Below are 26,046 nucleotides of genomic sequence, written 5' to 3' on the forward strand. Positions count from 1 at the left end.
CATATTTGCAGGAGAGGTTCGCAATTCCATCCCTCTATAAAAAACTAGGAGCGTAAAACAACACTCCTTTTTGTGTTGTTTTTTTTGATGTGAAGAGGCTCGAATCTCTTAAACTTGTTAGAGAGAGGGAGATAAAATGAATAACAAAAAAGCAATTATTGTAGTTAGTAGAGGCCAGGACAGTACGACGTGCTTGTCACGTGAACATGGTCTTGTAGAGAATGCGTCTAGAAAAAAAGGGGCTGAAGTAGAATGATGCAACAAATTTATCCAGTTACCCCACATGCCTATGCCTATGAAATCAATAAAGATTTCCATTTTGCAGCGGCTCATTATGTTCCAAGCACGGATGCAGGTAAATGTCAGCATATCCATGGACACACGTATTTTGCTAACATCACAATCGTTGGCGATATGCTTGATCACTCAGGGTTTCTTGTGAACTTTAAAACAATAAAGGATTTGGTTCACCGTCGTTTTGATCATCGCGTGTTGAATAAAGATGCAGCATTTTCCGATGAGGATCCTTCCTGTTTTCCAACTTCAGAAGTCATTGCACGGACGATTTATGAAATCGTTCAAGCGCACTTGGATACGCTGGACAATCAACCGAAATGTGTCCAAGTATTTTTAAGGGAGACGCCGACAAGTTACTGTGTTTATCGTCCAAAGGAGGCGTCAGCGCAATGACAATTCCTGTACTTGAAATATTTGGTCCGACCATCCAAGGGGAAGGGATGGTCATTGGGCAAAAAACTATGTTCGTCCGGACGGCAGGTTGTGATTATTCCTGTTCATGGTGTGATTCCAAATTTACATGGGACGGATCGGAAAAAAATAATATTAGAAAAATGAATGCGAAGGAAATCTTGGATGCATTAATAGAAGAAGGCGGCGACCGATTTGGTCATGTCACCATCTCAGGGGGAAATCCAGGATTACTTCCGCAATTAAATAATTTAGTCGACTTGTTGCATTTGCACGGGGTAAAAGTCGCACTGGAAACACAAGGAAGCAAGTGGCAGTCGTGGTTTACAAAAATCAATGAGCTCACTCTTTCTCCAAAGCCGCCAAGTTCTGGAATGCAAACAGATTTTTCCGTGCTTGATAAAATCATTGAATCATTGAGTATTGAGCAAAAAGGGACATTCAGTTTGAAAATTGTTGTTTTTGATGATGCAGATTTAGGCTATGCAAGGAAGGTGCACCAAAGATATCCTACGGTAGAGTTATTTATTCAGGTCGGAAATGATGACCTTGAAAAAGCAAATGAAGCGGAGTTACTGGCTCATTTACTAGAAAGGTATGAGCAGTTAATTGACCAAGTAATGGCTGATAAGGAATTAAAGCATGTGCGCGTCCTGCCACAGCTGCATACGTATTTGTGGGGGAATAAACGAGGCGTCTAGATGCTTTCATGATGTGGGTCTGTGCGAGAAATTCACTCAATGAAAAAATCATACTAATCGGCGCAAAACTGGAATAATGAACTGGCCCCAATCTTGGATTGTTGGGCTAGTTTATTTTAAAAGGGGGAGTATAATTTGGAAATCGTATATTTTGCAGGTGGATGTTTATGGGGCGTACAGGCTTTTATCAAAACTTTACCTGGCGTTATGCATACAGAGGCGGGAAGAGCCAATGGAACAAGTCAGACCCTTAAGGGTGATTTTGATGGGTATGCGGAATGTGTAAAAACAGAATTCGATCCGTCGGTTGTCACAATCAGGGAATTAATGGGTTATTTTTTTGAAATCATTGATCCCTACAGTCTGAATAAACAAGGTCAGGATGTTGGCTTGAAATATAGAACAGGCGTATATAGTGAAAATCCGGAACACTTAAAAGAAGCACAGGCATTTATTAATAAGAGAATGAATTATGACCTGATCGTTGTTGAAGTATTACCTCTTACAAACTATGTGAGAAGTGCAGAAGAACATCAAGATCGATTATCTAGATTTCCAAGTGATTATTGTCATATTCCAGTAGAACTATTAAGTAAATATAAGTAAGGAAGAATAATGGTTTTTGGGCTCTTTTATTTTCGGAAATATTTTACTACTGTAATAACAATTATATATTTGGAGAGGGGGAATGCATATGAGATATTTAATATTATTAACGCCATCAAAAAATTGGATAGACGGTATTATTTTGCATAATCAACCTTTTATGCCCGAACATGCAGTGTACGTACAAAATGAATACAACAACGGGAATATTGTTCTAGCCGGTCCATTTGGGAGTTCAACCGGAGGCGCTATCGTGATTGATGCAGATAATGAGGAATACGTTATAAAATTTGCTGAAAATGACCCGGCAGTTAAAAACAGTGTTTTCAGTTATGAAATTAAGCAGTGGGATTATAAAATGAGTAATTTAGAAAATATAAACCCAAATTTCGGCCAGGAATACATTGAGTACAAGCATAAGGTTCAAAAACAATTGGGTATTATATAAGCGTTCATCAAACAACCGATACAAGCTTGCGTGTGAGTGCATGACGAATAATAACCCCCAATCTATGAATACAGCTTATGAACAACTATTATGATAAAGTCTAAAGAGGTACCGTGTAAAAGAATATTTCGAGAGTTCGTGATATTGAGGGGGTTATCTAATGAAAAAATGGGATATCGCAGTCATTCCTGGCGATGGCATTGGCATTGAAGTGACACCGGAAGCAATTCGAGTATTAGATACGATTGCAGACATACACGGGGGGATTTCTTTTCAATATAAGGAATATCCGTGGAGTTGTCAGTATTATTTAGAACATGGCGTCATGATGCCGGAGGATGGGTTACAGCAATTAGAACAGAGTGATGCGGTATTTTTAGGAGCGGTTGGAGATCCGAAGCTTGTACCGGATCATGTATCGCTTTGGGGATTGCTCGTTAATATTCGTAGAGGCTTTGAACAAGTGATTAATGTGCGTCCGGCGAAACAAATGAGTGGCATCGATTCACCACTTGTGGATCCAAAGGGATTTGATTTTACAGTCGTTCGTGAAAACAGTGAGGGCGAATATAGTGAAGTGGGCGGGCGCATTCATTCTGGTGAAGATGAAACGGTCATTCAAAGTGCGATCTTCACAAGAAGAGGGGTGACTCGTACGATGGATTACGCCTTCGAGTTGGCTAAAACGAGGAGGGGGCATGTAACAAGCGCAACAAAGTCGAATGGTCTTGTTCATTCAATGCCATTTTGGGACGAAGTGTTTCAGGATATCTCGAAAAATTATAACAGTATAGAGACGCAATCCATACATATTGATGCGTTAAGTGCTTATCTTGTTTCAAAGCCGCATGCATTTGATGTAATCGTTGCAAGTAATTTATTCGGGGATATTTTAACTGATATTGGTGCGGCAATTATGGGAAGTATTGGAATTGCACCAGCCGCAAATATTAATTTGAATGGTAAATATCCATCCATGTTTGAACCTGTACATGGCTCCGCACCAGATATTGTTGGGAAAGGAATAGCCAATCCAATTGGACAAATTTGGACGGCTAAAATGATGCTGGATCATTTAGGAGAGCAGGAGATGGGGACGCTTTTGTTGGATTCGATTGAAGAAGTGATTGAAAAAGGCATTAAAACACCGGATATTGGTGGTACTTCGTCAACGACAGAGGTGACGGATCATATTCTAAACACTTTAACATTAAGGGCATAAAAGTTAAGTTACCAGGTTCTAACACATTTTCGAATTAGAACCCGGTATCTTTTTTATTCGGAAGCCTAGATAGGCATCTGTCTGAATCAATGATTCTTAATGACAACTTGCTCCACATTTAAATTTTTTCTTACTTTGGCGTTATGATAAATGATGTCTGAAATATCGTCTGGATCCATTAATCCTGCTGTTTGAGACTCATCGAAAATGCCGTCCCAGAATTCAGTTTTCATGCCGCCCATATATGCGCCGAATATATGAACGTCTGTTTCTTTTAGCTCGACTACTAAGCTTTCATGGAACCCGCGCATGCCAAACTTACTTGCACAGTATACGGACTCCGTCATTTTTCCTTCTAAACCAGCTGTGGAGACGATGTTTAAAATGCTTCCAGAATTTCTATCTTTCATATCTGACAGGATTTCTTGCGTACAGAAAATCGTGCCTTTTAAATTGGTATCAATCATTTGATGGACCGCTTCTTCCGATAAATTCTCCGCTAGATCAAACACGCCAACCCCAGCATTATTCACAAGTACATCTACTACACCTAATTCTTCTTTAATCTTAGTAAATACTTGAGATACTTCTCGTTTAGATGATACGTCTACTGGGAAGATTGAATAGTCCTCGTTCGGTAAAGCTTTTGCAGTACGCGCTAATTTATCTTCAGTTCTGCCGAGTAAGCAAACGTGATATCCATCTTTCGCATATTTTTTCGCAAGCGATGCGCCTAATCCGCTTCCAGCCCCGGTAATTACACATATTTTTTTAGCCAACACTCAATCGTTCCTTTCTGCTTAAATCATGATGTGAATACTTAATAATAGTATAGCTAATTGGGTATTGAAGCAATCATGAGTGAGGTTTGTTAGGAAAAATTCAGAGTGAATGAGCAGGTGTAATAGGGAAAACCATGCCGAATTCCACGGCATGGTGTATTTTTCAATAACTTTTATTTGTTTTTTCCGTTCCCATGTTTCCAAAATCCAATGGCTGAACCTTCACGGCTGGAATCAGCTGCTCCGTAATAAAGCCCCGTATCTGGATCTACCATAATTGCCTGCACGTTTCCAATTTCACCCGGCGCAGCATTCCATCTGTGTCCCATTTGAGTTAATTGTTCGCGTACTGTTTCCGGAATCCCTTGCTCCCAGCGAATATTTGGATACTGGTTGCTGTAAATTCTCGGTTCCTCAATGGCTGCTTTCAAGTCCATTTCATAATCTACTACATTCAAAATTGTTTGTAAGACAGATGTGATAATGGTTGGTCCACCAGGCGAGCCGACTGATAAATATGGCTTGCCATCTTTCAGCAGCATCGTTGGTGACATACTGCTAAGCGGGCGTTTGTTTGGCTGTACTTCGTTTGAACCGCCAGGCACCGCATCGAAGTCCGTCAACTCATTATTCAGCATGATGCCGTATTCAGGTACCATAATTCCTGTACCGAAAAGTTGTTCAATTGTTGTTGTAAATGTAACGAAATTTCCCCATTTGTCAGCGACCGCAAAGTGGGTGGTTTGGCCAATCGCTTTTTCATCATTCTGTTCTACGTAAGAAGATGTCCGGCCTTCCTCATATTTCCAAGGATTTCCCGGTTGTACATTAGGGTTAGCTTGATCCAAGCTAATTAAGCTGCTTCTCTCAGCAATATAATCCGGATGCAATAAACCTTTAGTTGGCACATCGATAAATTCAGGGTCGCCCATATATGCGCCTCTGTCCGCATATGCAAGATGCATTGCTTCAGCTAAAAGATGATATTTTTCGGCCGAACGGATTCCATACTGGCTAAGATCAAACGGCTCCAACAACTTCAATATTTGTAAAACTGTCAGACCGCCAGAACTCGGAGGCGGCATTGAAGCAACCTCGTATCCTTTATACTCAGCGTAAAGCGGCTCATCAATTGTTAGTTCATAATTTTTTAAGTCATCTACCGTCATGCTTCCGCCAAATTCTTGTACAGTACCGGCAATCGCTGCGCCAATTTCTCCGTTATAAAAAACATCCAGCCCATGCTTTTGAATTAACTTGTAAGTTTTCGCCAGATCTTTTTGGACGAGAATGTCTCCTTCTTTCAAAGGCTGTCCATCCGGTAAAAATACGTCCTTGGCAGCAGATTTTGCGAGCTTGTCCTTGTTATCTTTAATTGACTTTGCCAATGGCCAGTTAACTTTGACACCTTTGTCTGCAAGCTTAATGGAAGGTTGAATTAACTGGTGAAATTTTTGCGTTCCCCATTTTTCATGCGCTTCATACAATCCCGCCAATGTCCCAGGAATCCCAACAGCGTTACCGTGGATATGGCGTTCTGCAAATGGAATTGGACTTCCGTTTTCGTTTAGGAACATGTCAGGTGTCGCCCCTGCTGGTGCACGTTCACGACTATTAATAATTGAAACGTCCTGCGTCTTCGCGTCATATACCATCATGAAACCGCCGCCGCCAATTCCTGACATCTCCGGCTCTGCTACATTCAGCGCAAACTGAATCGCAATCGCGGCATCTACCGCATTTCCTCCGTTCTGTAGAACTTTAGCTCCGATTTTTGATGCTTCTGGATGTGCTGTAACGACCATCCCATCTTTTCCAACAGCACTCTCATGCGATGCATCGAAATTGTTTGCGCTTGCAAGTGATTGCGGATAAATCGGCACAAGCATGAGGGCAAGCAACAGTGATAAAAATGAAAAGCCCAACTTTCTCAATTGTAACTCCTCCTTTTTGTTAGTTCTTCTTAATTTTACAAAAACTTCAGAATAATGACATGAGGAGAAAAGGATAGGAGAAATGCATGAGAGGGGAGGGGGGATTTATGAAATAGTCATAAGGATTTACCAAGAAATGGACGGTTTATACGAGGAATTTAGAGAATAGACCTAAGATTAGCCAAACATGATTATCTCTATCGTTACCAGGTTCTAATACAATTCCAAAGTGTGTTAGAACCTGAGATTTTATTAAATAAAGTCGTTATTAGCAGTCGGTTAATGTGTTTTCTTTCGATACTTATCATTATCTTTTTCAACATAATAATGAATAATCCGCTCCAGCTCTTCTAAATATAGCTTTGCCATCCGGCTAATCCGCGTATTTCTATGGACAATCCAGCCGACAGAAATCTCCTCTTTTTCATCAAGCGGAACCGATACAATATCAGAACCATTTAAATCCTCACTTAAAATTCCTGTTGAAATCGTGTAGCCGTTTAGCCCAATTAATAAGTTGAATAGCGTGGCACGGTCACTAACTTGGATACTTTTCTTACTTGGAATCGTACTAAAAATTTCTTCGGAATAATAAAACGAATTATACTCCCCTTGTTCAAAAGTTAAGCGAGGATATTCCTCTAAATCTTCTAATGTAACGGATGACCTGCTAGCAAGCGGATTTTGCGAACTAATAAAAATATGTGGTGATGCTTTAAATAGCAAATTAAATTCCAATCCCTCCTCCTTTAACAGCTGCATCATTACTTTTTCATTAAATAAACTCATATATAAAATCCCGACTTCACTTCGAAGAGTTTTTACATCTTCAATAATTTCATAGGTTTTTGTCTCCCTCATCGTAAATTGATATTTGTCGGAACCATGCTTTTTAATCATTTCTACAAAAGCATTAACGGCGAAGGCATAATGCTGGGTAGAAATAGACAATAACTGGGGGGATGGAGCTGCATCAAAATAGCGATGCTCCAGCAATTCAACCTGTTCTACGACTTGACGGGCATATCCTAGAAATTCTGCACCGTCTGAGGTTAGGGTAATCCCTGCGGATGAGCGCGTAAACATCGTTATTCCTAATTCCTCTTCCATGTTTTTAATCGCTTTTGATAGACTGGGCTGCGAAATATGGAGTCTACGAGCTGCTTCATTCATAGAACCACACATCGAAATTTCAATGGCATATTTTAAGTGTTGTAGATTCATTCGTTTAACCCTCACTTGATTAGATTTTTCATTTTAATTAATTAGATCTTATTATAGGAGAAAATCCACTAAGGTTATAACTTTTGGTTATATCCAGTGATACCTTTTTTCAGTTACTCTATAGGCACATCCTCATGATATGATTCATTATACATTCAATTTATATAATTTGGAAAAGAGTGAATGACATGACAACAACGAAAGAAACTAGGAAAACTATTTTTCGAGCAGATCAAGTTGGTAGTTTATTACGTACGGATGTAATAAAGGAAGCACGTGTTCAGAGGACGGCAGGACAAATATCAGCCGAAAAATTACGGGCGATAGAAGATAAAGAAATTGAGAGAATTGTAGCCAAACAAAAAGAGTTAGGTCTCGGAGCGGTTACAGATGGAGAATTCCGTAGAGCTTGGTGGCATTTTGATTTTCTAGAGAATTTAGTTGGGGTAGAAGGCTATTGGGCCGGAAATGGCATTCAATTCCAGCAACAGCAAACGAAATCTAGGGCGATTAAAGTGGCGAGTAAGTTAGATTTTGCAGATCATCCAATGCTGGAAGATTTTAAATTTCTTCACCAAGTTGCTGGTGACCATGTAGCGAAATTTACGATTCCAAGTCCAAGTATGCTTCATTTCCGTGGCGAAATAGATTCAACCATTTATCCAGATGAGGAAGAGTTTTTTCATGATTTAGCGAAGACCTATAAAAAAGCAATTAAAGCATTTTATGATGCGGGCTGCCGCTATTTACAGCTGGATGATACGGCTTGGGCCTATCTCTGTTCGAATGAACAAAAAGAACAGCTTCGAGCTAAGGGGAAGAATCCAGACGATTTAGTTAACCTGTATCTCGATACGATTAACGAAGCTGTATCAGATCGTCCGGATGATTTAAAAGTAACGATGCATATTTGTCGCGGGAATTTCCGCTCTACGTGGATTTCTTCTGGCGGATATGAGCCAGTTGCAGAAACTTTATTTGGTCACTTAAATATTGATGGCTTCTTCCTTGAATACGACAATGACCGTGCAGGTGGATTTGAACCGCTTCGCTTTGTGAATCGGTCAGACCTTAATATCGTATTAGGTTTGGTCACTTCGAAACATGGTGAATTAGAAAGTAAAGATTTGATTAAAAAACGTATCGAAGAAGCATCGAAATATGTAGATATTTCTCAATTATCCTTAAGTCCACAATGTGGCTTTGCCTCTACAGAAGAAGGGAACTTGCTAACAGAGGAAGAACAATGGGATAAACTGCGTCATGTTGTGGAAATTTCTCAAGATGTATGGAAGTAATCGCGTTAAAAGTTTGTTCATTTAAGGACTCATAAGTTTTATATAGGGGAGGAGCGGCTCGTATAACTGTGTTATAGATGTCGTTGCAACTCTTTAAACAAATTAGCGCTAGTGAATGAACTGATTAATTTTCACAATACTAAAATAAGACTTGTAAGGTGATGAAAATGCGTATTGTTCAAACTTCTCAAGTGATTGCTGAAAGTAAATTTAACAAGTTTCATTTATTAGTATTTTTATGGTGTTTCTACGCCATCGCCTTTGACGGCTTTGACATTGCTTTGTTTGGAATTGGTTTACCGCTCATGATGGAGGATTATAATCTGACGGTAGTAGAAGCCGGCGCCATTGGAAGTTACACGTTAGTTGGAATGATGTTGGGATCCTTTGTCCTCGGTTCCTTATCGGACATTATTGGTCGTAAACGAATTCTGGCCATTTGTATGTTTATATTTAGTGTTTTTACTTTACTAGCTGGTTTAGCACCTAATTCACTCATCTTTACAATTATGCGATTCATTGCCGCCCTTGGAATGGGAGGATTAATGCCCGCTGTTATTTCTATCATGACCGAATATTCACCGAAGAAAAATAGAGCCTTGACGGTAGCAATGATGTATTGTGGGTACTCGATTGGTAGTATTTCAGCGTCACTAATTGGGATGTATGTAATGGAAAGTCTTGGGTGGAGATTTTTATATTATCTTGGGATTATTCCTCTTTTCACATTGCCATTATTTTTAAAACAATTTCCAGAATCACTGTCCTATTATATACCTCGTAACCAAGGGGATCAAATCTCGAAGATTTTAAATAGAATAGATCCTAATGGTAACTATCAGGCAACTGATGACTTCGAATATGAAACGGTGAAAGAAAAGGCAAAAGGATTTCTCGTTAATAAGCTTTTTACAGACAAACGATTGGTAAGTACGCTTGCATTTTGGACGGCTGTGTTCAGTTGTTTGCTTATGATTTATGGTCTTAACACATGGTTGCCAAAAATCATGGTAGAAGCGGGATATGGTATTTCGTCCAGCTTATCCTTTATTTTAGTACTAGGCGTCGGGCAAATTGGTGGCTCTTTAATCGGAGGTCTCTTGGTAGAAAAAGTTGGTCATCGTAAAGTTCTGTTATTCATGTTTGCAATCGGAACGCTTTGCTTTGTACTTCTTAGTATGACATCGAATACCCTTTTATTATATCTGCTCGTTATTATCGGTGGTGCATGTACTGGCGGAACTCAAAATTTAGTGAATCCGTACATATCTGAATTTTACCCGCGTGAAATTCGCACCACAGGTCTTAGTGTCACAGTCGGTATTGGTCGAATTGGCGCCATTCTAGCACCAATTTTAATTGGATTACTCCTGACTACAAATTTAGCACCACAGCAAGCTTTAATCGCTTTTGCAATTCCAAGTATTTTAGGAGGAATTGCTTTCTCATTCGTACAGGAAAAATACGGGAGTTTTGATCGAATCGGAAAAGCTTTCCATGTGAAGCCGCATAAAAAAGTGGATTTGGCGGTGACTCCGAAAAGTTAGAGGAATAGGTAGTAGTAATGCCAGGTTCTAAACGTTCGTAATCGAACGAGAACCTGGCATTGTTTTTGCGCAATGATATAATTGATAGACTTATCGGAAAGATAATTAATTAAAACCTAGCGTATTTGCCCAGCTTTCAGTTTTTAAACAAGTAAGTCAGTTAAATGGTGAAGTAACATCAAAAGAAGAAGCAATGGCATGGCTGGAACAGTTTATCTTGGTTCAACAGTAATAGATGAGCACCAGATTCTAACACAATTTTATGTTAGAACCTGGTGCTTTTATTAATAACAATTCTTTCCGGATGTGTATACACATTAAACGACTCATTCCGAATAAACCCAACCGTCGTTATCCCAAGTTCCTCCGCAAGTTCCAGCGCAAGTTCCGTAGGCGCCGATTTTGAAAGAACAATTTCACAGCCGATTTTTGCGACTTTCAATAAAATCTCTGAAGAAATACGGCCGCTGAACACAATGATTTTGTCGTGTACGGAAATGGTATTTCTTAAACAGTGCCCATAAATTTTATCTAATGCATTATGCCGGCCGATATCCATTCTTGCCAGCACGACGCCTTTTTGCGTACATAAAGCGGCATTATGGACACCGCCTGTATGATGAAAAACAGCTGCTGTTTTCTCCATTTCTTGCATTAAATAAAAGCATTCTTCAGGCGTTAATGTCACGTTCGTCTCGGTTATTTGTTTGGCAGTTAACGCATCGTTCGCAAAAACAAATCCTTGACGGCTCATGCCACAACATGAGGTGATGTATCTTTTGCTATGCATCTGTTCATAAAATGGAAAAACTTTACTCGTTTCAATATGAACAAACCCTAACTCCTTTTGGACCCAAATCTTTTGAATATCCTCATATTTACCAATGACTCTTTCAGATGCCAAAAAACCAATCACCATGTCTTCGATATACTCTGGTGTACAGACGATTGTGATAAATTCTTTTCCGTTAATTTTTATTGTAATCGGGTATTCAACCGCAATGATATCTTCAATTTGCTTGAAATGGCCTTTTGAAAAACGTTGAACGATTCTCTTTTTTACCTGTTTCATGAAAACTCCCTCCAAACAAATCTCATTAAAATCATATATTATTTTCGACATCATATCATACTAGTTAAAGAAATGTGTAACCTTTCAGATGATTATAACAATACGTTGTTTCAATCAATTATATCAACTATAATAGAATGAAAGACGATATATGAAAATGTTTCGATTTTAATAAAATAGAATAGTAATTTGGTAGGCTTTGCGAGTAAACTTCCACCATGATGAAAGCGCACCATCAGCAATCGGCGTATTCATGGTGTTTTTTTATGAAAAAAGGAGGCGCTTCCATGTTAATCAAGATTAACGGATCAAGTTATGACTATCAAGACGGTATGACGATACTTCAAGTAATCAATGAAAATAGCATTGAACATCCACAAATTTGTTATTTGCCGGAAGTTGATCCAATTGAAACATGTGATACATGTATTGTTGAAGTGGACGGTGCGCTAGTGCGCGCTTGTTCAACGAAAGCAGTCCGCGGAATGAATGTCTCTCTTTCATCTGTGCGTGCCAAGGAAGCACAGACAGAAGCAATGGACCGAATTCTTGAAAACCACTTGCTGTACTGTACGGTATGTGACAATAACAATGGGAACTGTAAAATTCATAATACGGTACATATGATGGAAGTTGAACATCAAAAATATCCATATGAGCCAAAATGTACAGAAGACAGTGTTGATTTTACGCACCCATTTTATCGCTATGATCCAAACCAATGTATAGCTTGCGGGCAATGTGTGGAAGTTTGCCAGAACTTACAAGTGAATGAGACGTTGACGATGGATTGGGAAAGGGACCGCCCGATTGTATTATGGGACGGTGGCGCAAAGATTAACGATTCGTCATGTGTCGGCTGCGGGCATTGTGTGACCGTCTGTCCTTGTAATGCGTTAATGGAAAAATCGATGCTTGGTGAAGCTGGATTTATGACGGGCATGAAAGAAGACATTCTAACCCCGATGATTGATTTAGTGAAAGAGATTGAGCCTAGTTATAGTGGAATTATGGCGGTGTCAGAGGCGGAAGCGGCCATGCGTGAAACAAGAACAAAAAAGACGAAAACGGTTTGTACGTTTTGTGGTGTTGGCTGTTCATTTGAAGTGTGGACAAAAGACCGTAAGATTTTAAAAATCCAACCGGTTTCTGATGCGCCTGTCAATGCGATTTCGACTTGTGTGAAAGGAAAGTTTGGCTGGGATTTTGTGAATAGTGAAAAGCGGATTACAACGCCACTTATCCGAAAAGATGATGAATTCGTTGAAGCAACTTGGGATGAAGCATTGGACCTCGTTGCACAGAATCTTGGAGACATTCATAAGAAACATGGCGAAGATTCAGTAGGCATTATTTCCTCCTCAAAGATTACAAATGAAGAAAACTACGTCATTCAAAAGCTAGCACGACAAGTGTTTGAAACAAATAACGTTGATAATTGTTCACGTTATTGTCAGTCTCCAGCAACTGATGGACTCTTTCGGACAGTCGGCATGGGCGGAGACGCCGGGACGATTAAAGACATTGCTGAGGCTGGACTCGTCATCATCGTAGGCGCAAACCCGGCTGAGGGACATCCCGTGCTCGCGACTCGTGTCAAACGTGCACATAAATTGCACGGTCAACAATTGATTGTTGCTGATCTGAGAAAACATGAAATGGCAGAGCGTGCGGATTTATTTATGAGACCGAAACAGGGCACTGACCAAGTATGGTTAATGGCTGTAACGAAATATATGATAGACAATGGTTGGCATGATGAACAGTTTATTAAAGAGAATGTTCATTCATTTGAGGAGTTTAAAGAAATCCTTGAAAAGTATACGTTGGACTACGCAGAAAAAATTACCGGTGTAACGAAAGAAATGCTCATTCAAACAGCGGAAACGATTCGTGACGCGGATGGTACATGTATTCTTTGGGGTATGGGCGTCACGCAAAACACGGGTGGTTCGGATACTTCCGCCGCCATTTCTAACTTGCTTCTTGCGACAGGGAACTATCGCCGTCCTGGTGCAGGGGCCTATCCGTTACGCGGACATAATAATGTGCAAGGTGCTTGTGATATGGGAACGTTACCAGGTTGGTTGCCGGGGTATCAACATGTGACGGATGACGAAGCAAGGCAGAAGTTTGAAGAAGCGTACGGCGTGAAAATTGACAATAAACCTGGACTTGACAATATCCAAATGTTGGAGGCAGTTAACGATGATATTATGAAAGCGATGTACATCATCGGGGAAGATATGGCGCTTGTTGATTCCAACGCCAACTATGTCCACGATATGTTATCTAAGCTGGATTTTCTCGTCGTTCAAGATATTTTCTTTTCAAGAACTGCAAGGTATGCGGATGTCATTTTACCAGCTGTACCGTCCCTCGAAAAGGATGGCACCTTTACGAATACGGAAAGACGTGTGCAGCGTTTATACAAAGCGCTTCCAGAAATGGGGCAAGGAAAAGCAGATTGGTGGATTGTACAAGAAGTTGCCAATCGTCTTGGTGCAAATTGGAATTATACGCATCCTAGTGAAATATTCGCGGAAATGGCAAGTTTATCGCCATTATTCAGTCAAGCGGATTACAGTGTACTAAAAGGTTGGAATAGCTTTTTATGGGGAAGTCTAGACGGTTCAAGTACACCGCTATTATATACAGACGGATTTAATTTCCCGGATAAAAAAGCGCGTTTTGCATTATCAGATTGGGTAGAGCCGGTGAAGTTCTCGGAGGAATTCGATTTACACATTAATAATGGCCGAATCCTTGAACATTTCCATGAAGGCAACTTAACGAATAAATCAGATGGCATTCAATCAACAGTGCCAGAGATTTTTGTTGAAGTATCGCCAGAACTTGCCAAAGAACGAGGCGTCAAAAGCGGTTCTATCGTTCGTCTTACGTCTCCATATGGGTCGCTAAGACTGCCGGCACTTGTCACGGACCGTGTGAAAGATAATGAGTTGTTTCTTCCGATGAATTCAGTAGAAAAAAAGTCAGCTATCAACTTCTTAACAGGACCAGCAGTTGACGAGCGAACGAATACACCCGCATTTAAACAAACGATGGTTCGAATGGAAGTGCTCCAAAGAGACGGGGAGAATCCGTTGCCGAAGTCGAATCATCGCAATAAAAAGCGCAATCCAACAACGGGAATCGAGGTTGAACGTAAATGGAGCCGCCCGGGATATGTGCATTTAACGACGGAAAAGGGGAGGTGATGGGTAATGGCGACACCGATTACTTCTATTAATATGCATAAACAAACGCCAGAAGAAATGCAGCAAGAGAAACTAGCAGAACTTCAATCATTACTCACCGAACAGGACGAGGCAATTAATAAAATACTTGAAATCACCGGAGAATTAAACAACGGGGGAATACTCGATGCCGTACAAGCAATGGTGAAAGCAAAAGATCAAATCGCTGGCATTGCAGTTGATCAAGTGTCTCGCGAGCCTGTAACCAACTTGATCAAACATGTCATGAATGCATCAGCTGGGCTTTCCGCGATTGATCCGGAAATTTCTGCCAAACTAGTTGATAGTGTAAAAAGCGGACTGCATGAGGCGGAACTTTACAATGGAAATAACGAATCGATTGGTGTATTGGATGTTTTAAAATCATTAAATGATCCAGATGTTAACCGCGCAGTTAAATTCGGTCTTAATTTCCTTAAAGGGATGGGGAAAGGATTAGATGGGAAGTAGTTTTGCGAAATTTGACATGGGATTAATGAAAAGGCTGTAAATGTTGTTTAATCAACATTTACAGCCTTTTTTCAAGAAGTCCTATACTGCTCACGATAAGTAAAGTGTTTTTTTGGATGATGATTTTAACTTAGCTTTGTTATGAATCTGGGACAATTTCAAAAATAGTACCTTTGTTAGAATCAGTCACATTCATAGAGCCATAAACTCCTAAAAATAGGCGCGTTTGATCCAGGTTCGTTCCTAAACTAACATAATAAGACGACTCGGACCCAAAATTATAATCGGTTTCAATCACACTAAAATCATTTGGTTTACCATCTGCCCTTACCCTTGTATAAGCTAAAACCCCTCTACCTGGAGGCCCCGATTCCTCATTTCGGTCAAAGTCGGTAAACACAACGCTTCCCGTTAAAGCGGGGATTGCATTCCCCATATATGGCTGGACTGCAGTCAGTGCAGTTCCTTCAAATTTATCAGGTCGGGGATCATTATGAAAATAACTAGTTAAAGGCTGAAGACGCCATGGAGAAGTTGTTACTGCTTCATTGTAATAAGCGATTGTTTGCTGATCCAAACTAGGATTTGCAGAGCATTCCTTTATTATAGAGGTAGGAAATGCACCTTCCCAACCTCGCCAGCCAAAATTAATGAATCCTTCTTGGTTAAGGTCAGATTTCATTATAGAAGCTTGAATTAGTTGAGTAACCGGCATTGGTTTATACTGAACGAATGAAAAAATCGACTCTGCTAAATCCTGTCCAACTTGGCCGGCATATTTAATATACTGATTATAAAAACTTTGATATGAAATGCCTGGTATATTGCGAACCCCTTTGGCAATTACCGTAAGTGTTTCCTGAATAGGTGGGGGAAGTTCATCGAAACGTGTGACTACGGGTGGATTATTGATAAATGTATTTTTAACTACATCGATTTCAATTATTTTCCCAGCTATCTCCATATCATTCTGACTTAAATTAAATGGATCATAACCTGATCCGCCATCTCCGGTTGTTAAAACAAGTTTACCTGTTTCAGGCGAAAAGTTTAAGCTATTGACGCCATTATGATTTGAAAATGGCCTTCTTAAGTTTAGTAATGTCCGTCGTTTTTCAGGCTGACCATTCGATTGTAAAATCCATTCTTCAACTGTATCGATATGATCATATTGGGTTTCTCTATTTGTCCACTTTAGGTTTAAAGTTCTGGAATCACACGGGTTTGGCTCAAAAGATCCGGGAAGAGCACCTGGACCTTGTGTTCCCGCTACCGAATAATGAAGATAAAAAAGACCGTTATTATTAAAATTGGGATGAAAGGCTAAACCAAGTAGTCCACGTTCATCATATCCACTACGACCCCCCAGTGTTATGATTCGCGAGCGAATATCTAAGAAAGTTTCTATAACACCGTCTCCTATGTAAAAGATTTCTCCTACCTGGGTTGCAATAAATAATCTTTCAATTGAGTCACCTGGAAGTAGGGCTGTCTTTAAAACGGTAGGTAAATTTATCTTATTGACAAGGGGCCGTAAACTAACCTTAACTTTTATCAACTAGCTTTACACTCCTTCTAATTGTTTTTTTAAGAATATGATTGGAGCTGTTCTATTAGTACCAAAGTAGGTTGGAATCTAGTTAGGTTTCTTCTAACATGTATGCTAAAATTGATTGTTCGAAAGGCTATGAAGAAGGTGGAACACATATGAAAAGAACGGAACGTAAGCAGCTACAAAAACAATTGAATGCAGAGAAAAAATGGTCTAACTTAAAAATATCCAGAATATTATTCTTTGGAATTCTCGGTGTAATCATTTGTGGATTGGCCGTGGTGAATGTATTAATTTCAACAAGTGATGTGAGCAAATTAGAAGAACCTGAACCTAGACCGTCAATGATTTACGATCAAAACGGAGACGTCGCTAGTAAAATTTCGAATTCAAACATTGAAGGCGTTCGGCTGGAACAAATTCCAAAAGAGCTAGTTGAAGCTGTCATTTCTGTTGAGGATCAACGATTTTATAAACATAATGGGATCAATTATTTCGGGATTGCACGGGCACTTACACAAAACCTGTTAAAAGGGGAAGTGGTTGCCGGCGGGAGTACAATCACCCAACAGCTTTCCAAAAATGTGTTTTTAACGCATGAACGTACATACTCGCGTAAGTTCAACGAATTGATTCTCACGAAGAAAATTGAGAGAACGTATTCCAAAGATGACATTATGGAACGCTACTTAAATCAAATCTATTTTGGTGAAGGCGCATGGGGTGTTCAACGTGCCGCAGAAATCTATTTTGGAAAAGATGTAAGTCAATTAACGTTAACCGAATCTGCGACATTAGCAGGATTAATTAAAGCACCTTCCTATTTATCTCCTTATAAAGACTTGGAAAAATCGGTAAAAAGACGCAACATTGTTTTATCATTAATGAAAAATGAAGGGTATATAAGTCAAGCGGATTTTGATGAAGCGATTGGACAAGAAATTGTGTTATCCGATGAAACAACGATGAATTATAAAGGGAAGTATCCTTATTACATCGACCTAATTATTGAAGAGGCGGTCGACAAGTACGGGTTAACGAAAAATGAGGTTTTATCTGGTGGCTTACATATTTATACGGAGTTGAACCCTGTCATTCAAAATGCCCTTGAAGACGTATATGAGGATGATCGTTATTTTCCGGATAGTAAGCCCGATCAACTCATTCAAAGTGGTTCAGTCTTCCTGAATCCTAAAACGGGCGGAATTAGTGCATTGGTGGGGGGAAGAGGACAATATACGCATGGAAGATTTAATCATGCAACTAAGCTCATTAGACAACCGGGATCGACTTTGAAACCGATTGCTGTCTACACTTCGGCTTTAGAGCAAGGTTACCAAATTTCGGATTTGCTCGTTGATGAACCAATTAACATAAATGGCTATTCACCTAAAAATGTTGACAAACAATATCGAGGACAAGTGACAATGTACGATGCGGTCGCTCACTCTTATAATATCCCTCCTGTCCAGCTATTACATGACATGGGCATTGAAAATGGTGTGCGCACCGTAGAACGCTTCGGAATTCCATTGGAAGACAATGATTATAATCTTGGTTTGGCATTAGGGGGCTTGCATAAAGGTACTTCACCTCTCCGAATGGCTCAAGCATTCTCTACATTCGCTAATGACGGGGTTATGATGGAAGCCCATGCGATTATAGAAATAAAAGATTCAGAAGGTGAAGTAATTGGAAAGTGGCGTGAACATGCTACTCAAGTAACAGATCCGGAAGTTGCTCAGCAAATGACCTATATGCTGCAAGGTGCTGTAGAAGTCGGCACGGCCAAGAAAGCACAACTTCCAGGATTGGAAGTGGCCGGTAAAACAGGCACAACACAACTGCCATTTCCGGATGTTGCTGGATCAAAGGATCATTGGTTCGTCGGATATACACCAGACCTCGTCGGTGCGGTTTGGTTAGGCTATGATAAAACGGATGCCGAGCATTACTTAACATCGACTAGCGGCTTAACAGCTACGCCAATTTTTCAAGAAGTCTTATTCAGATCTTTAAGCCAATTACCTACAAAGAACTTTGATTTATCATTGATAGAGAAAACGAAAAAAGAGCTAGAGAAACAAAAAGAAAAGCTGAGGAAGAAAGAACATCAACAAGAAAAAGAGAACAGGAAACGCGAGAAAGAGGAAGAGAAGGAACGGAAGAAAAGAGAGAAAGAGCAGAAAAAAAGAGAAAAGAAAGAGCAGAAAGAAAAAGAGAAAGAAATGAAAAAGAGAGAGAAGGAATACGAGAAAGAAAAGAAGGAACGAGAAAAAGGGGATGAAAAGAAAAAAGAAGATGATTGAACGGTGCTACTAAAGTTCAGCGGCATCGATATAGAAGTGACTGGTTTAATTGGCGTCTATACGAATTCAGGCACTTATAAATGGCATGATGGTGTTAAGGATGTACCAAATAAAAAAAGCCGCGTTCAAAATCGCGGCTTTTCAGTATTGATAACTGTTTATTAAGCCCTAACGAGCAAATTAGGCTTTCTACCTTGCAATGGCTTCGTTTGCTCCAATGCATATCCTGTATTCAACAGTAACGCTTCACTGAATGCGGGTCCCATGATTTGTAAGCCGATTGGCAAGTTACCTTTGAATCCGCACGGTACAGATAGACCAGGAATACCTGTTAAGTTTGCAGGTCCTGTGAAGCGAATGATGTTGTCAATTAAATCTACTTGTTTGCCGTTTAAGTCTACAAAATCTTCTCCGATTGTATTCGGCGCAACTGGCAAAGTAGGGGAGATGAGCACGTCTACTTTGTCAAATGCCTTTTGGAAGTCTTGCTTTAACTGTCTTCTGACTTGTTGAGCTTGCAAGTAATCCACAGCAGATGGAAGTTGTCCTAATTCGAAAAGCATGCGAATGTCATCGCCGAAGTCCTCTGGGCGTTTCTTTAAATCCGTGTCATGGATTGCAGAGGCTTCTGATAAGGAGGTGACGAGCTCCGCCCACTCAGCATATTGCAATGTTGGGATTTTCACAGTCTCAACTTTTGCCCCTTGATCAACAAGACTTTGAATGCCAGCGCGAACAAGTTTATCAATATCAGAGTCTACTTCGTTAAAGAAGAAGTCTTCATTGACACCAATGACTAAATCTTTTACGTCACCATTTATTTTCGAGAGATAATTCTCTTTAGGAACGTTCGCTGAAGTAGGGTCATTTTTATCGTACCCTGCGATGACTTCTAGTAAACCAGCAGCATCCTTCACCGTTTTCGTCATTGGACCGATATGATCTAATGACCAAGCAAGCGGGTAGCATCCATATTTACTGACGAGTCCATGCGTTGGTTTCAGTCCGACAATGCCGCAAGCAGATGCTGGGATACGGATAGATCCAGCTGTATCTGTTCCGAGGGAGGCGACACTCGAACCTGCTGCAACTGCCGCTCCGGAACCACCGCTTGAACCGCCTGGAATTTTATCGAGATCCCAAGGGTTTCGAACAGCTCCGTAATGTGGGTTGTTATTCGTGATGCCCCATGCATATTCATGCATGCTTAGTTTACCGGTAAATACAGCGCCCGCTTCTCTCAGTTTTGCAACAACAGTGGCATCATAGTTGGATACGAAATCCTTATGAATTTTAGAAGACATCGTAGTCACTTTGTCTTTGAAATATAAGTTATCTTTTAAAGCCATTGGAATTCCGTGATACATGCCGCGATACTTGCCGTTTAATATCTCTTTTTCTGCTTCTTTTGCAGATTTCTCAGCATCTTCACGGTAAATGTCCATATAAGCATTTATTTGAGGTTCAGTGTGATCTGCATGTGCTAAAACCTCTTTTGTTAATTCCACAGGGGAAATGGATTTATTCTCTAGTAATGGTGCGAGTTCTTCAACAGCTAGGTCAATTAAGTTTTTACTCAATGTGGTCGCCTCCTGGAATATTACGTACGCCAATATCAGCATCGTCAATTTTCACATGCTCCAAATTTCCACGTAAAGCTTGCATGCCTGTCCAACGTGCTTCAAGAACATCCAAATGTGCTTCTTTCACTTCAATTCCTTTGTTCTTCAACAACTCCTGAATCGATAAGCTCAACGAAAACACTCTCCCTTAGAAATAATATATATCTTAATAAGCAAAAAGCTTAATAAGAACGAGTCTACGATCTGAAGTTCTACGATGAGAATAACGAATAACTGAATTTAGCTGAGGCACACAAAGAAAGAGGCCATTACTAGACCCTCTAAAGATACATATTCTACATAGATTGCAAAAACCCTTTATTTAATTTTGAATAATTTTATTTTTGGGGAAATATAGGGAAATGAAGTTAAATAGAGTAAACCGCCTATTAGTGAAATGATAGACGATACTAAAAAAGTTGATAGATACAATTTATTTTTCAACCTTCAAATGATAGGGGATCATTATAGGGAAAAATTACTAAATGTTCCCCAACATTCTTGTTTAAATAATTGAGGATAAGTGGACATAAAATTTACGATGATGACCACTTGATCTAGTGTAGGATATAGGTCAAATAGAAATCTATCGCCGTATCGAATAGCTGTTAATGCAAGTGGTAGCTCGCGCCGGAAAATTTCATTCCGACTAATTGCTGCTTTTAAGTCATGTTCTTTATTATCTATAAATAGATATACATTGTAATACAAACAATTTCCATTCACTTTCCATTCACCTATGACTTCATCTCTCAAGTCAATATTCACTTTGTCCCAAGCAACTTCCGTTCCAATTGTTAAGAATAGTTCTCCAGTGAAATCAGAGTGTGTGAGTGTATGTTTTCTTGAAATCACTGGTTCTGTAGCCGTTACCCCGTTCCTATATTCAACAGCGATTCTTTCTGGATTAAACTTCCTCATGCGATTCACTCCAATCGTTTTTATATCAATATGCTACTTATTTAAGATTGGTTATCAGCATAGACGAAAAGACTTTTCTGATAAATGAATGTCTGAGTTATAAACTAGTTTCGGCTACTTGTTTTCGGTTCAATTATAACAATTTACTATTCTGTATAAGTATAGTTCCGATTGAATTAGAAACTAATGAAGGGATTGACCGCCATTGATTGGCGCGTAATATAATGTCAATGGGACAGACAAGGCGAAACCATTCAGGGGAATCTCCGCCATATTTATTTCTACAATAAAAAAACAGCCCAAAGTATGATTTGGACTGCTACAATCATTGTATTTTTATTTCGAGTGTTCTACTAGCCATTCGTCAATTAATGGATATGTTTCGTTAATAGCTGTCCGTCCGACTGTCACGGAAACATGGCCAGTTTCAAGCAGGTGGAATGTTTTGTTCTTGCTCGAAATTTTATCGTTCAGCGCTTCGACTTGATGCGGCAACGCAATATTATCGCGGCTTGCGGCAATGTTTAAGACGTTTGCTTTAATTTCGCTTAGTTTAACTTGGCGACCGCGCACGTAGAGTTCATCATTAATCAGTTTGTTTTCCTGGTAGAACTCACCAATCCATTGACGATAAGACTCGCCAGGGAATGGGATGCCGTCTTTCAGCCATTTTTGCATGAGCTTCCAGCCTTCTACAAAATTTTCATTATCCGCACGCTCAGCTAAGCTAACGTATGGACCGTAGAAGTTTTGAATTGGGTTAAGCAATTTATTTCCAAAATCAATAAATTCTGGTGAGATATTGCCCATTGTGTCGACTAATTTGTCTAAATTGAAATAACGTTTGTCTAACCAATTCGTATAGTGACCAGCATCTGAGAAATCAAATGGACTCGTCATAAAAATCAAGTTACGAATTGGCAGCTCTGGATGGAGTGCCGCAAAAATAGACGTCATCGTCCCGCCCATGCAGTAGCCAAGCACGCTTAATTCCTTCGCATTTGAAGTTTGTAACACTTTTTTTGTGGCACGTGGAATGTAATCCATAATGTAATCTTCGAGTTTCATGTGACGGTCTTCATAGCCCGCGGTACCCCAATCTAATAAATAGACGTCATGTCCTTGGTTTGTCAAATGCTCGATGAGGCTATTGCCTGGTGATAAATCCAAAATATATGGCTTATTGATTAAGGCGTAAACCATAAGGATTGGCACTTTATTCGTTTTCTTAATCGCAGGCTGATAACGATACAGCTTCGATTTATTTTTCGTCCAAATGACTTCTTTAGGCGTTTGTCCAACAAGTGGCTCCGGTTCAGTCGTTAATACTTCTGAAAATCGTTTAAGGCGGTTATAGCTGCTTTTATATTCATCGGGCATTTTGTCGACCCAATTGTCTACTTCCTTCCAACTTGAATAAATCATCTCTCAACAATCCCCCCATTAAAATTTGCATAACGAAGCATGGCGCTTCCAATGCTGGAAGCACCTCGCTATAATGTATGGTGAAAATTACATGTATAGACCACCGTTTACATTAATTGTTTGACCTGTAATATAATCCGCTTGTGCGAGGAATACTACAGCTTCAGCAATTTCTTTCGGCGTTCCAAGACGTTGCATTGGCACCTTGGCAACTACTTTCGCCAACACGTCTTCCGGCATGGCTTGAACCATTTCAGTGCCGATGAAGCCTGGACAAACTGCGTTTACTGTAATGCCATTCCGTGCAGTTTCCAATGCTAGTGATTTTGTAAATCCGATCATTCCCGCCTTCGCAGCAGCATAGTTCGTTTGGCCGAAGCCCCCAGCTTGGCCAATAATGGAGCTGATGTTAATGACACGTCCCGATTTTTGCTCAAGCATATGGTTAATCACTGCAGAAGTTGTATTGTAAACACTGTTTAAGTTTACATTGATCACTTCATTCCACTCTTCTTCGGAAAGTCTGCGGAATGTACGATCTCTAGTAATCCCAGCGTTGTTTACGAGAATATCAATTTTACCGAATCTGTTTTTCACTTCTTCCATAAATTGCGCGATATCTTGTGCGTTTGAAACGTCTGCTTTTACTGCAATGGCAGAGCCTTCATTTTCTTCGATATCTTTAATCACTTCATCTGCTGCATCCGAACGGGATTGATAATTAATTGCTACGTGAGCGCCCTTATCTGCTAATTCTTTTGCAATCGCTGCACCAATTCCGCGAGAACCACCTGTCACAATTGCAACTTTTCCTTCTAATGGTTTAACAATTGCTTTACTTTCTGTTGCTACTACGTCAAGAACTGTCATTATGTCATCCACCCCTATGTTGATTTAAAATGCTTTCTTGCTGAATATCGTTACACTTTACATTTATTTCTTTTTAGCAGTAGCCCCAGCTTTTTCATTTTTCTCAATTTCAGCAAGTACACGGTCGAGTTTTTTATCTAAATTGGAAATCGTTCTTTTGAGAGAATTGATTTCTTTCGTGTTTTCTTCCGCAAGCTGTTCAAGCTGGTCCTCTAAATGATCAATTTTATTTTCCGTATTAATTACAAGTGATGCGACATTTGCAACTTCATCGCGAGAAGGCATATTGAATTGTGTCAAATAAGCCTCAGCTGTTTTCGTAACAAACTCTTGATATTGTAAGTAACTATTTAAAGTCTGTCCCAATCCTTCTGAAAAAGACTCTTTACCAAGTGTATCTTGGATTGCATCACTCCAAGCGTTTTCCGTTTTGTTATAAATATCTTGCCAAATCTTAAACGGATCGATAGGTAATGTGTGCGACATGAGACCTCATCTCCTTTCTTAGCATAAGCATCACCTTTAATTGTAATGTAAACCATGAAAATTTGGAATACTTTAAAGGGACTAAAAATTCTCCAAATAACAATGAAAATCTACAAAATTCGACAAATTTGACCGTTTTTGAATTGTTTTATAATGCTTGACATTGAAATCATATAGGTGTAAGTTACATATAGATGAATTAAACGGTCATCGAGGTGGTGAATAAATTGAGTTCAAAAAAAGAAGAATCGAAAGAAGAACCAAGAAAAGCGAAGCAGCCAAATTTAGGAGTGCCAAGAAACTTTCTTATACCCATTACGCTGCTGCACTTACGTGACTGGAATACACATGGCTATGAGTTAATGGAGAAGATTACACAGTTTGGCATTCAATCTATCGATCAAGGGAATTTTTATCGTATTTTAAGACAGCTTGAAAAAGATAATTTAGTTTCATCTACTTGGGACACAACGTCAAGTGGACCAGCAAAGCGAATTTATTCGATTACAGAAGCAGGGGAACAATATTTAGATATATGGGCGAACTCATTAGGCCAGTATCAAAAAATGCTTGATCAGTTTTTTGCGCTATACAATCCGTTTCTTTCGTCGTATAGTCTTTTTTCAAAAGGGGAAAAGGAAGACCAGGAAGACAAATGATTTTGGGTGGTATGCAAATTTTTGCATTCAACATAAAAAATCCATGTTTCATGGAAAACGATAATGGGAGGATTTCACAATGACGAAAAAAGTTGTAGAAAACGAACAGCAACAAGCAGTAACTGGGGTAGAAGCAATTTGGGATAGCTGGTTAAACAGCTTTAAATCACTTCAGGGCGTTCAAAATGATATTGAGAAAAAATCATTGGAAGTATTTGCTTATCAAAGAGATTTGTTAGAAGCAGCACGTAAATCTTTATACACTGCAGAAAATGAATCTAAAAAGATGGCAGAAGAGTGGAATGAAAAGCTTGAAGGCATTGTAAAATCAGCAGAAAAAAATCAAAGCGAATTATCATCTAGCTGGCTATCGGCTGTAAAGGAAATTAATGAAAAAGCGTTAGCGCTTTCTTGGAATCCAAGCCATTCATTATTCGATCTGTTCTCACAGACGCAAGACCAGTTAGAAGCAACTGTAAAAGAGGCAATGAAACAACAAGACAAAGGCCGTGATGAGGCACTTAAGCAAATTGAAGGGCTGACTGAGCAAGTAAAAAAGACACATAAAGAGATTTTGGAGACTGTGTCTGTTTAAAAAAAAGGAATGAAACCGTGCAATCGAATAGATTGCACGGTTTTTGGTAGGTAAATTTTTACTTATGCTAGGGTTGGAATCATATATCCAGACTAAAAAATTGTATTGATGCATTGAATTTGTTCCAAATCTGTGATGTCTTAAATCCGGATCAATATACTAATCTAAATGAATATGTGCATCGAAAATTTTATTTTATTCATTCGCCACCCTTAATTGAAGAATTTGTTTTGTGTCATCAAAACTTGGGTACCTTATTTATGTGAACCTGATCAAGAACCTTAATAATTTAGGTATTGATTCTCAAGGTTAGTATTATACTGTTTAATAGAGCGAACTTTCCGAATGGTTCAAG

Annotated in this window: 24 protein-coding genes and 1 riboswitch; of the genes, 13 read left to right on the forward strand and 11 right to left on the reverse strand. The window is 39.5% G+C overall.

The window, feature by feature from the left end:
- The first annotated feature begins 7 nt into the window (after positions 1 to 7).
- Positions 8 to 54, forward strand: a riboswitch (PreQ1 riboswitch).
- A 198-nt stretch (positions 55 to 252) separates the two neighbouring features.
- From queD to BI350_RS08135, 5 genes are all read left to right on the forward strand, one after another.
- A complete protein-coding gene (gene queD / locus BI350_RS08115) occupies positions 253 to 690 on the forward strand; it encodes a 6-carboxytetrahydropterin synthase QueD (protein ID WP_075527630.1) in 438 nt (145 codons plus the stop codon).
- On the forward strand, positions 687 to 1,409 hold the full coding sequence (gene queE / locus BI350_RS08120) for a 7-carboxy-7-deazaguanine synthase QueE (protein ID WP_075527631.1): 723 nt from the start codon (positions 687 to 689) through the stop codon (positions 1,407 to 1,409). Before queD ends, queE begins: the two co-directional genes overlap by 4 nt.
- Before the next feature lie 135 nt (positions 1,410 to 1,544).
- Positions 1,545 to 2,015: a peptide-methionine (S)-S-oxide reductase gene (locus tag BI350_RS08125; RefSeq protein ID WP_075527632.1), complete on the forward strand. Its 471-nt coding sequence runs from the start codon at positions 1,545 to 1,547 to the stop codon at positions 2,013 to 2,015.
- A gap of 88 nt (positions 2,016 to 2,103) precedes the next feature.
- Positions 2,104 to 2,463: a YciI family protein gene (locus tag BI350_RS08130; RefSeq protein WP_075527633.1), complete on the forward strand. Its 360-nt coding sequence runs from the start codon at positions 2,104 to 2,106 to the stop codon at positions 2,461 to 2,463.
- A gap of 160 nt (positions 2,464 to 2,623) precedes the next feature.
- Positions 2,624 to 3,685, forward strand: coding sequence for a tartrate dehydrogenase (locus BI350_RS08135; RefSeq protein WP_075527634.1), 1,062 nt, complete (start codon positions 2,624 to 2,626; stop codon positions 3,683 to 3,685).
- An 86-nt stretch (positions 3,686 to 3,771) separates the two neighbouring features.
- Here the strand turns inward: BI350_RS08135 and BI350_RS08140 are convergent, their stop codons facing one another.
- From BI350_RS08140 to BI350_RS08150, 3 genes are all read right to left on the reverse strand, one after another.
- Positions 3,772 to 4,464 (reverse strand): SDR family oxidoreductase, encoded by a 693-nt coding sequence (locus tag BI350_RS08140; RefSeq protein ID WP_075527635.1) that lies wholly within the window; start codon positions 4,462 to 4,464, stop codon positions 3,772 to 3,774.
- A 176-nt stretch (positions 4,465 to 4,640) separates the two neighbouring features.
- Positions 4,641 to 6,356 (reverse strand): gamma-glutamyltransferase, encoded by a 1,716-nt coding sequence (gene ggt, locus BI350_RS08145; RefSeq protein ID WP_082295170.1) that lies wholly within the window; start codon positions 6,354 to 6,356, stop codon positions 4,641 to 4,643.
- Between the two features lie 324 nt (positions 6,357 to 6,680).
- Positions 6,681 to 7,625 carry a LysR family transcriptional regulator gene (locus BI350_RS08150; protein WP_075527637.1) on the reverse strand — a complete coding sequence of 315 codons (945 nt, stop codon included), beginning with the start codon at positions 7,623 to 7,625 and terminating at the stop codon, positions 6,681 to 6,683.
- Positions 7,626 to 7,813: 188 nt separating this feature from the next.
- Between BI350_RS08150 and BI350_RS08155 the strand changes: the two genes are divergently transcribed.
- Together BI350_RS08155 and BI350_RS08160 are read left to right on the forward strand one after the other, a co-directional pair.
- Complete coding sequence (locus BI350_RS08155) at positions 7,814 to 8,923, forward strand: 5-methyltetrahydropteroyltriglutamate--homocysteine S-methyltransferase (protein ID WP_075527638.1); 1,110 nt, start codon at positions 7,814 to 7,816, stop codon at positions 8,921 to 8,923.
- A gap of 167 nt (positions 8,924 to 9,090) precedes the next feature.
- Entirely contained in the window at positions 9,091 to 10,470 is a 1,380-nt protein-coding gene (locus tag BI350_RS08160) for an MFS transporter (protein ID WP_245698316.1), read from the forward strand.
- 265 nt (positions 10,471 to 10,735) lie between these two features.
- Here the strand turns inward: BI350_RS08160 and fdhD are convergent, their stop codons facing one another.
- Positions 10,736 to 11,542 carry a formate dehydrogenase accessory sulfurtransferase FdhD gene (gene fdhD / locus BI350_RS08165; protein ID WP_075527640.1) on the reverse strand — a complete coding sequence of 269 codons (807 nt, stop codon included), beginning with the start codon at positions 11,540 to 11,542 and terminating at the stop codon, positions 10,736 to 10,738.
- Positions 11,543 to 11,829: 287 nt separating this feature from the next.
- On the opposite strand from fdhD, the gene fdhF reads away from it, so the two are divergent.
- Together fdhF and BI350_RS08175 are read left to right on the forward strand one after the other, a co-directional pair.
- Positions 11,830 to 14,763, forward strand: a complete 2,934-nt coding sequence (gene fdhF / locus BI350_RS08170) for a formate dehydrogenase subunit alpha (protein ID WP_075527641.1) — start codon at positions 11,830 to 11,832, stop codon at positions 14,761 to 14,763.
- Positions 14,764 to 14,769: 6 nt separating this feature from the next.
- Positions 14,770 to 15,252, forward strand: coding sequence for a helical membrane plugin domain-containing protein (locus BI350_RS08175; protein WP_075527642.1), 483 nt, complete (start codon positions 14,770 to 14,772; stop codon positions 15,250 to 15,252).
- A 139-nt stretch (positions 15,253 to 15,391) separates the two neighbouring features.
- Here the strand turns inward: BI350_RS08175 and BI350_RS08180 are convergent, their stop codons facing one another.
- A complete protein-coding gene (locus BI350_RS08180) occupies positions 15,392 to 16,810 on the reverse strand; it encodes a PQQ-dependent sugar dehydrogenase (protein ID WP_075527643.1) in 1,419 nt (472 codons plus the stop codon).
- Positions 16,811 to 16,959: 149 nt separating this feature from the next.
- On the opposite strand from BI350_RS08180, the gene BI350_RS08185 reads away from it, so the two are divergent.
- Together BI350_RS08185 and BI350_RS16900 are read left to right on the forward strand one after the other, a co-directional pair.
- A complete protein-coding gene (locus tag BI350_RS08185) occupies positions 16,960 to 19,113 on the forward strand; it encodes a transglycosylase domain-containing protein (RefSeq protein ID WP_075529307.1) in 2,154 nt (717 codons plus the stop codon).
- Between the two features lie 3 nt (positions 19,114 to 19,116).
- Positions 19,117 to 19,278, forward strand: coding sequence for a hypothetical protein (locus tag BI350_RS16900; protein ID WP_155767500.1), 162 nt, complete (start codon positions 19,117 to 19,119; stop codon positions 19,276 to 19,278).
- Here the strand turns inward: BI350_RS16900 and BI350_RS08190 are convergent.
- From BI350_RS08190 to BI350_RS08215, 6 genes are all read right to left on the reverse strand, one after another.
- Entirely contained in the window at positions 19,275 to 20,693 is a 1,419-nt protein-coding gene (locus tag BI350_RS08190; RefSeq protein ID WP_075527644.1) for an amidase, read from the reverse strand. The genes BI350_RS16900 and BI350_RS08190 overlap by 4 nt on opposite strands.
- Entirely contained in the window at positions 20,686 to 20,877 is a 192-nt protein-coding gene (locus BI350_RS08195) for a hypothetical protein (protein WP_243835729.1), read from the reverse strand. The genes BI350_RS08190 and BI350_RS08195 overlap by 8 nt, the downstream gene beginning before the upstream one ends.
- 323 nt (positions 20,878 to 21,200) lie before the next feature.
- Positions 21,201 to 21,656, reverse strand: a complete 456-nt coding sequence (locus tag BI350_RS08200) for a staygreen family protein (protein ID WP_075527646.1) — start codon at positions 21,654 to 21,656, stop codon at positions 21,201 to 21,203.
- 336 nt (positions 21,657 to 21,992) lie between these two features.
- The gene (gene phaC / locus BI350_RS08205; protein ID WP_075527647.1) at positions 21,993 to 23,081 is read right to left on the reverse strand and encodes a class III poly(R)-hydroxyalkanoic acid synthase subunit PhaC; all 1,089 of its coding nucleotides are present in this window, start codon (positions 23,079 to 23,081) and stop codon (positions 21,993 to 21,995) included.
- Positions 23,082 to 23,168: 87 nt separating this feature from the next.
- On the reverse strand, positions 23,169 to 23,951 hold the full coding sequence (fabG, locus tag BI350_RS08210) for a 3-oxoacyl-[acyl-carrier-protein] reductase (RefSeq protein ID WP_075527648.1): 783 nt from the start codon (positions 23,949 to 23,951) through the stop codon (positions 23,169 to 23,171).
- A 63-nt stretch (positions 23,952 to 24,014) separates the two neighbouring features.
- A complete protein-coding gene (locus tag BI350_RS08215) occupies positions 24,015 to 24,437 on the reverse strand; it encodes a polyhydroxyalkanoate biosynthesis repressor PhaR (RefSeq protein WP_075527649.1) in 423 nt (140 codons plus the stop codon).
- Between the two features lie 227 nt (positions 24,438 to 24,664).
- Between BI350_RS08215 and phaQ the strand changes: the two genes are divergently transcribed.
- Together phaQ and BI350_RS08225 are read left to right on the forward strand one after the other, a co-directional pair.
- On the forward strand, positions 24,665 to 25,096 hold the full coding sequence (gene phaQ / locus BI350_RS08220) for a poly-beta-hydroxybutyrate-responsive repressor (RefSeq protein WP_075527650.1): 432 nt from the start codon (positions 24,665 to 24,667) through the stop codon (positions 25,094 to 25,096).
- Positions 25,097 to 25,175: 79 nt separating this feature from the next.
- Complete coding sequence (locus tag BI350_RS08225; protein WP_075527651.1) at positions 25,176 to 25,691, forward strand: hypothetical protein; 516 nt, start codon at positions 25,176 to 25,178, stop codon at positions 25,689 to 25,691.
- Positions 25,692 to 26,046: the final 355 nt, after the last annotated feature.

It is taken from the genome of Sporosarcina ureilytica, from assembly GCF_001753205.1.
In the GTDB taxonomy this organism is placed as follows: domain Bacteria; phylum Bacillota; class Bacilli; order Bacillales_A; family Planococcaceae; genus Sporosarcina; species Sporosarcina ureilytica.

Coding starts and splice junctions, on each gene's coding strand:
- BI350_RS08130 (WP_075527633.1), top strand. CDS start 2,104: ATGAGATATTTAATATTATTAACGCCATCAAAAAATTGGATAGACGGT.
- fdhD (WP_075527640.1), bottom strand. CDS start 11,542: ATGAAACAGGTAAAAAAGAGAATCGTTCAACGTTTTTCAAAAGGCCAT.
- BI350_RS08225 (WP_075527651.1), top strand. CDS start 25,176: ATGACGAAAAAAGTTGTAGAAAACGAACAGCAACAAGCAGTAACTGGG.
- BI350_RS08160 (WP_245698316.1), top strand. CDS start 9,091: ATGCGTATTGTTCAAACTTCTCAAGTGATTGCTGAAAGTAAATTTAAC.
- BI350_RS08155 (WP_075527638.1), top strand. CDS start 7,814: ATGACAACAACGAAAGAAACTAGGAAAACTATTTTTCGAGCAGATCAA.
- queD (WP_075527630.1), top strand. CDS start 253: ATGATGCAACAAATTTATCCAGTTACCCCACATGCCTATGCCTATGAA.
- fabG (WP_075527648.1), bottom strand. CDS start 23,951: ATGACAGTTCTTGACGTAGTAGCAACAGAAAGTAAAGCAATTGTTAAA.
- BI350_RS08215 (WP_075527649.1), bottom strand. CDS start 24,437: ATGTCGCACACATTACCTATCGATCCGTTTAAGATTTGGCAAGATATT.
- ggt (WP_082295170.1), bottom strand. CDS start 6,356: ATGCTTGTGCCGATTTATCCGCAATCACTTGCAAGCGCAAACAATTTC.
- fdhF (WP_075527641.1), top strand. CDS start 11,830: ATGTTAATCAAGATTAACGGATCAAGTTATGACTATCAAGACGGTATG.
- BI350_RS08135 (WP_075527634.1), top strand. CDS start 2,624: ATGAAAAAATGGGATATCGCAGTCATTCCTGGCGATGGCATTGGCATT.
- phaC (WP_075527647.1), bottom strand. CDS start 23,081: ATGATTTATTCAAGTTGGAAGGAAGTAGACAATTGGGTCGACAAAATG.
- BI350_RS08185 (WP_075529307.1), top strand. CDS start 16,960: ATGAAAAGAACGGAACGTAAGCAGCTACAAAAACAATTGAATGCAGAG.
- queE (WP_075527631.1), top strand. CDS start 687: ATGACAATTCCTGTACTTGAAATATTTGGTCCGACCATCCAAGGGGAA.
- BI350_RS08150 (WP_075527637.1), bottom strand. CDS start 7,625: ATGAATCTACAACACTTAAAATATGCCATTGAAATTTCGATGTGTGGT.
- BI350_RS08175 (WP_075527642.1), top strand. CDS start 14,770: ATGGCGACACCGATTACTTCTATTAATATGCATAAACAAACGCCAGAA.
- BI350_RS08200 (WP_075527646.1), bottom strand. CDS start 21,656: ATGAGGAAGTTTAATCCAGAAAGAATCGCTGTTGAATATAGGAACGGG.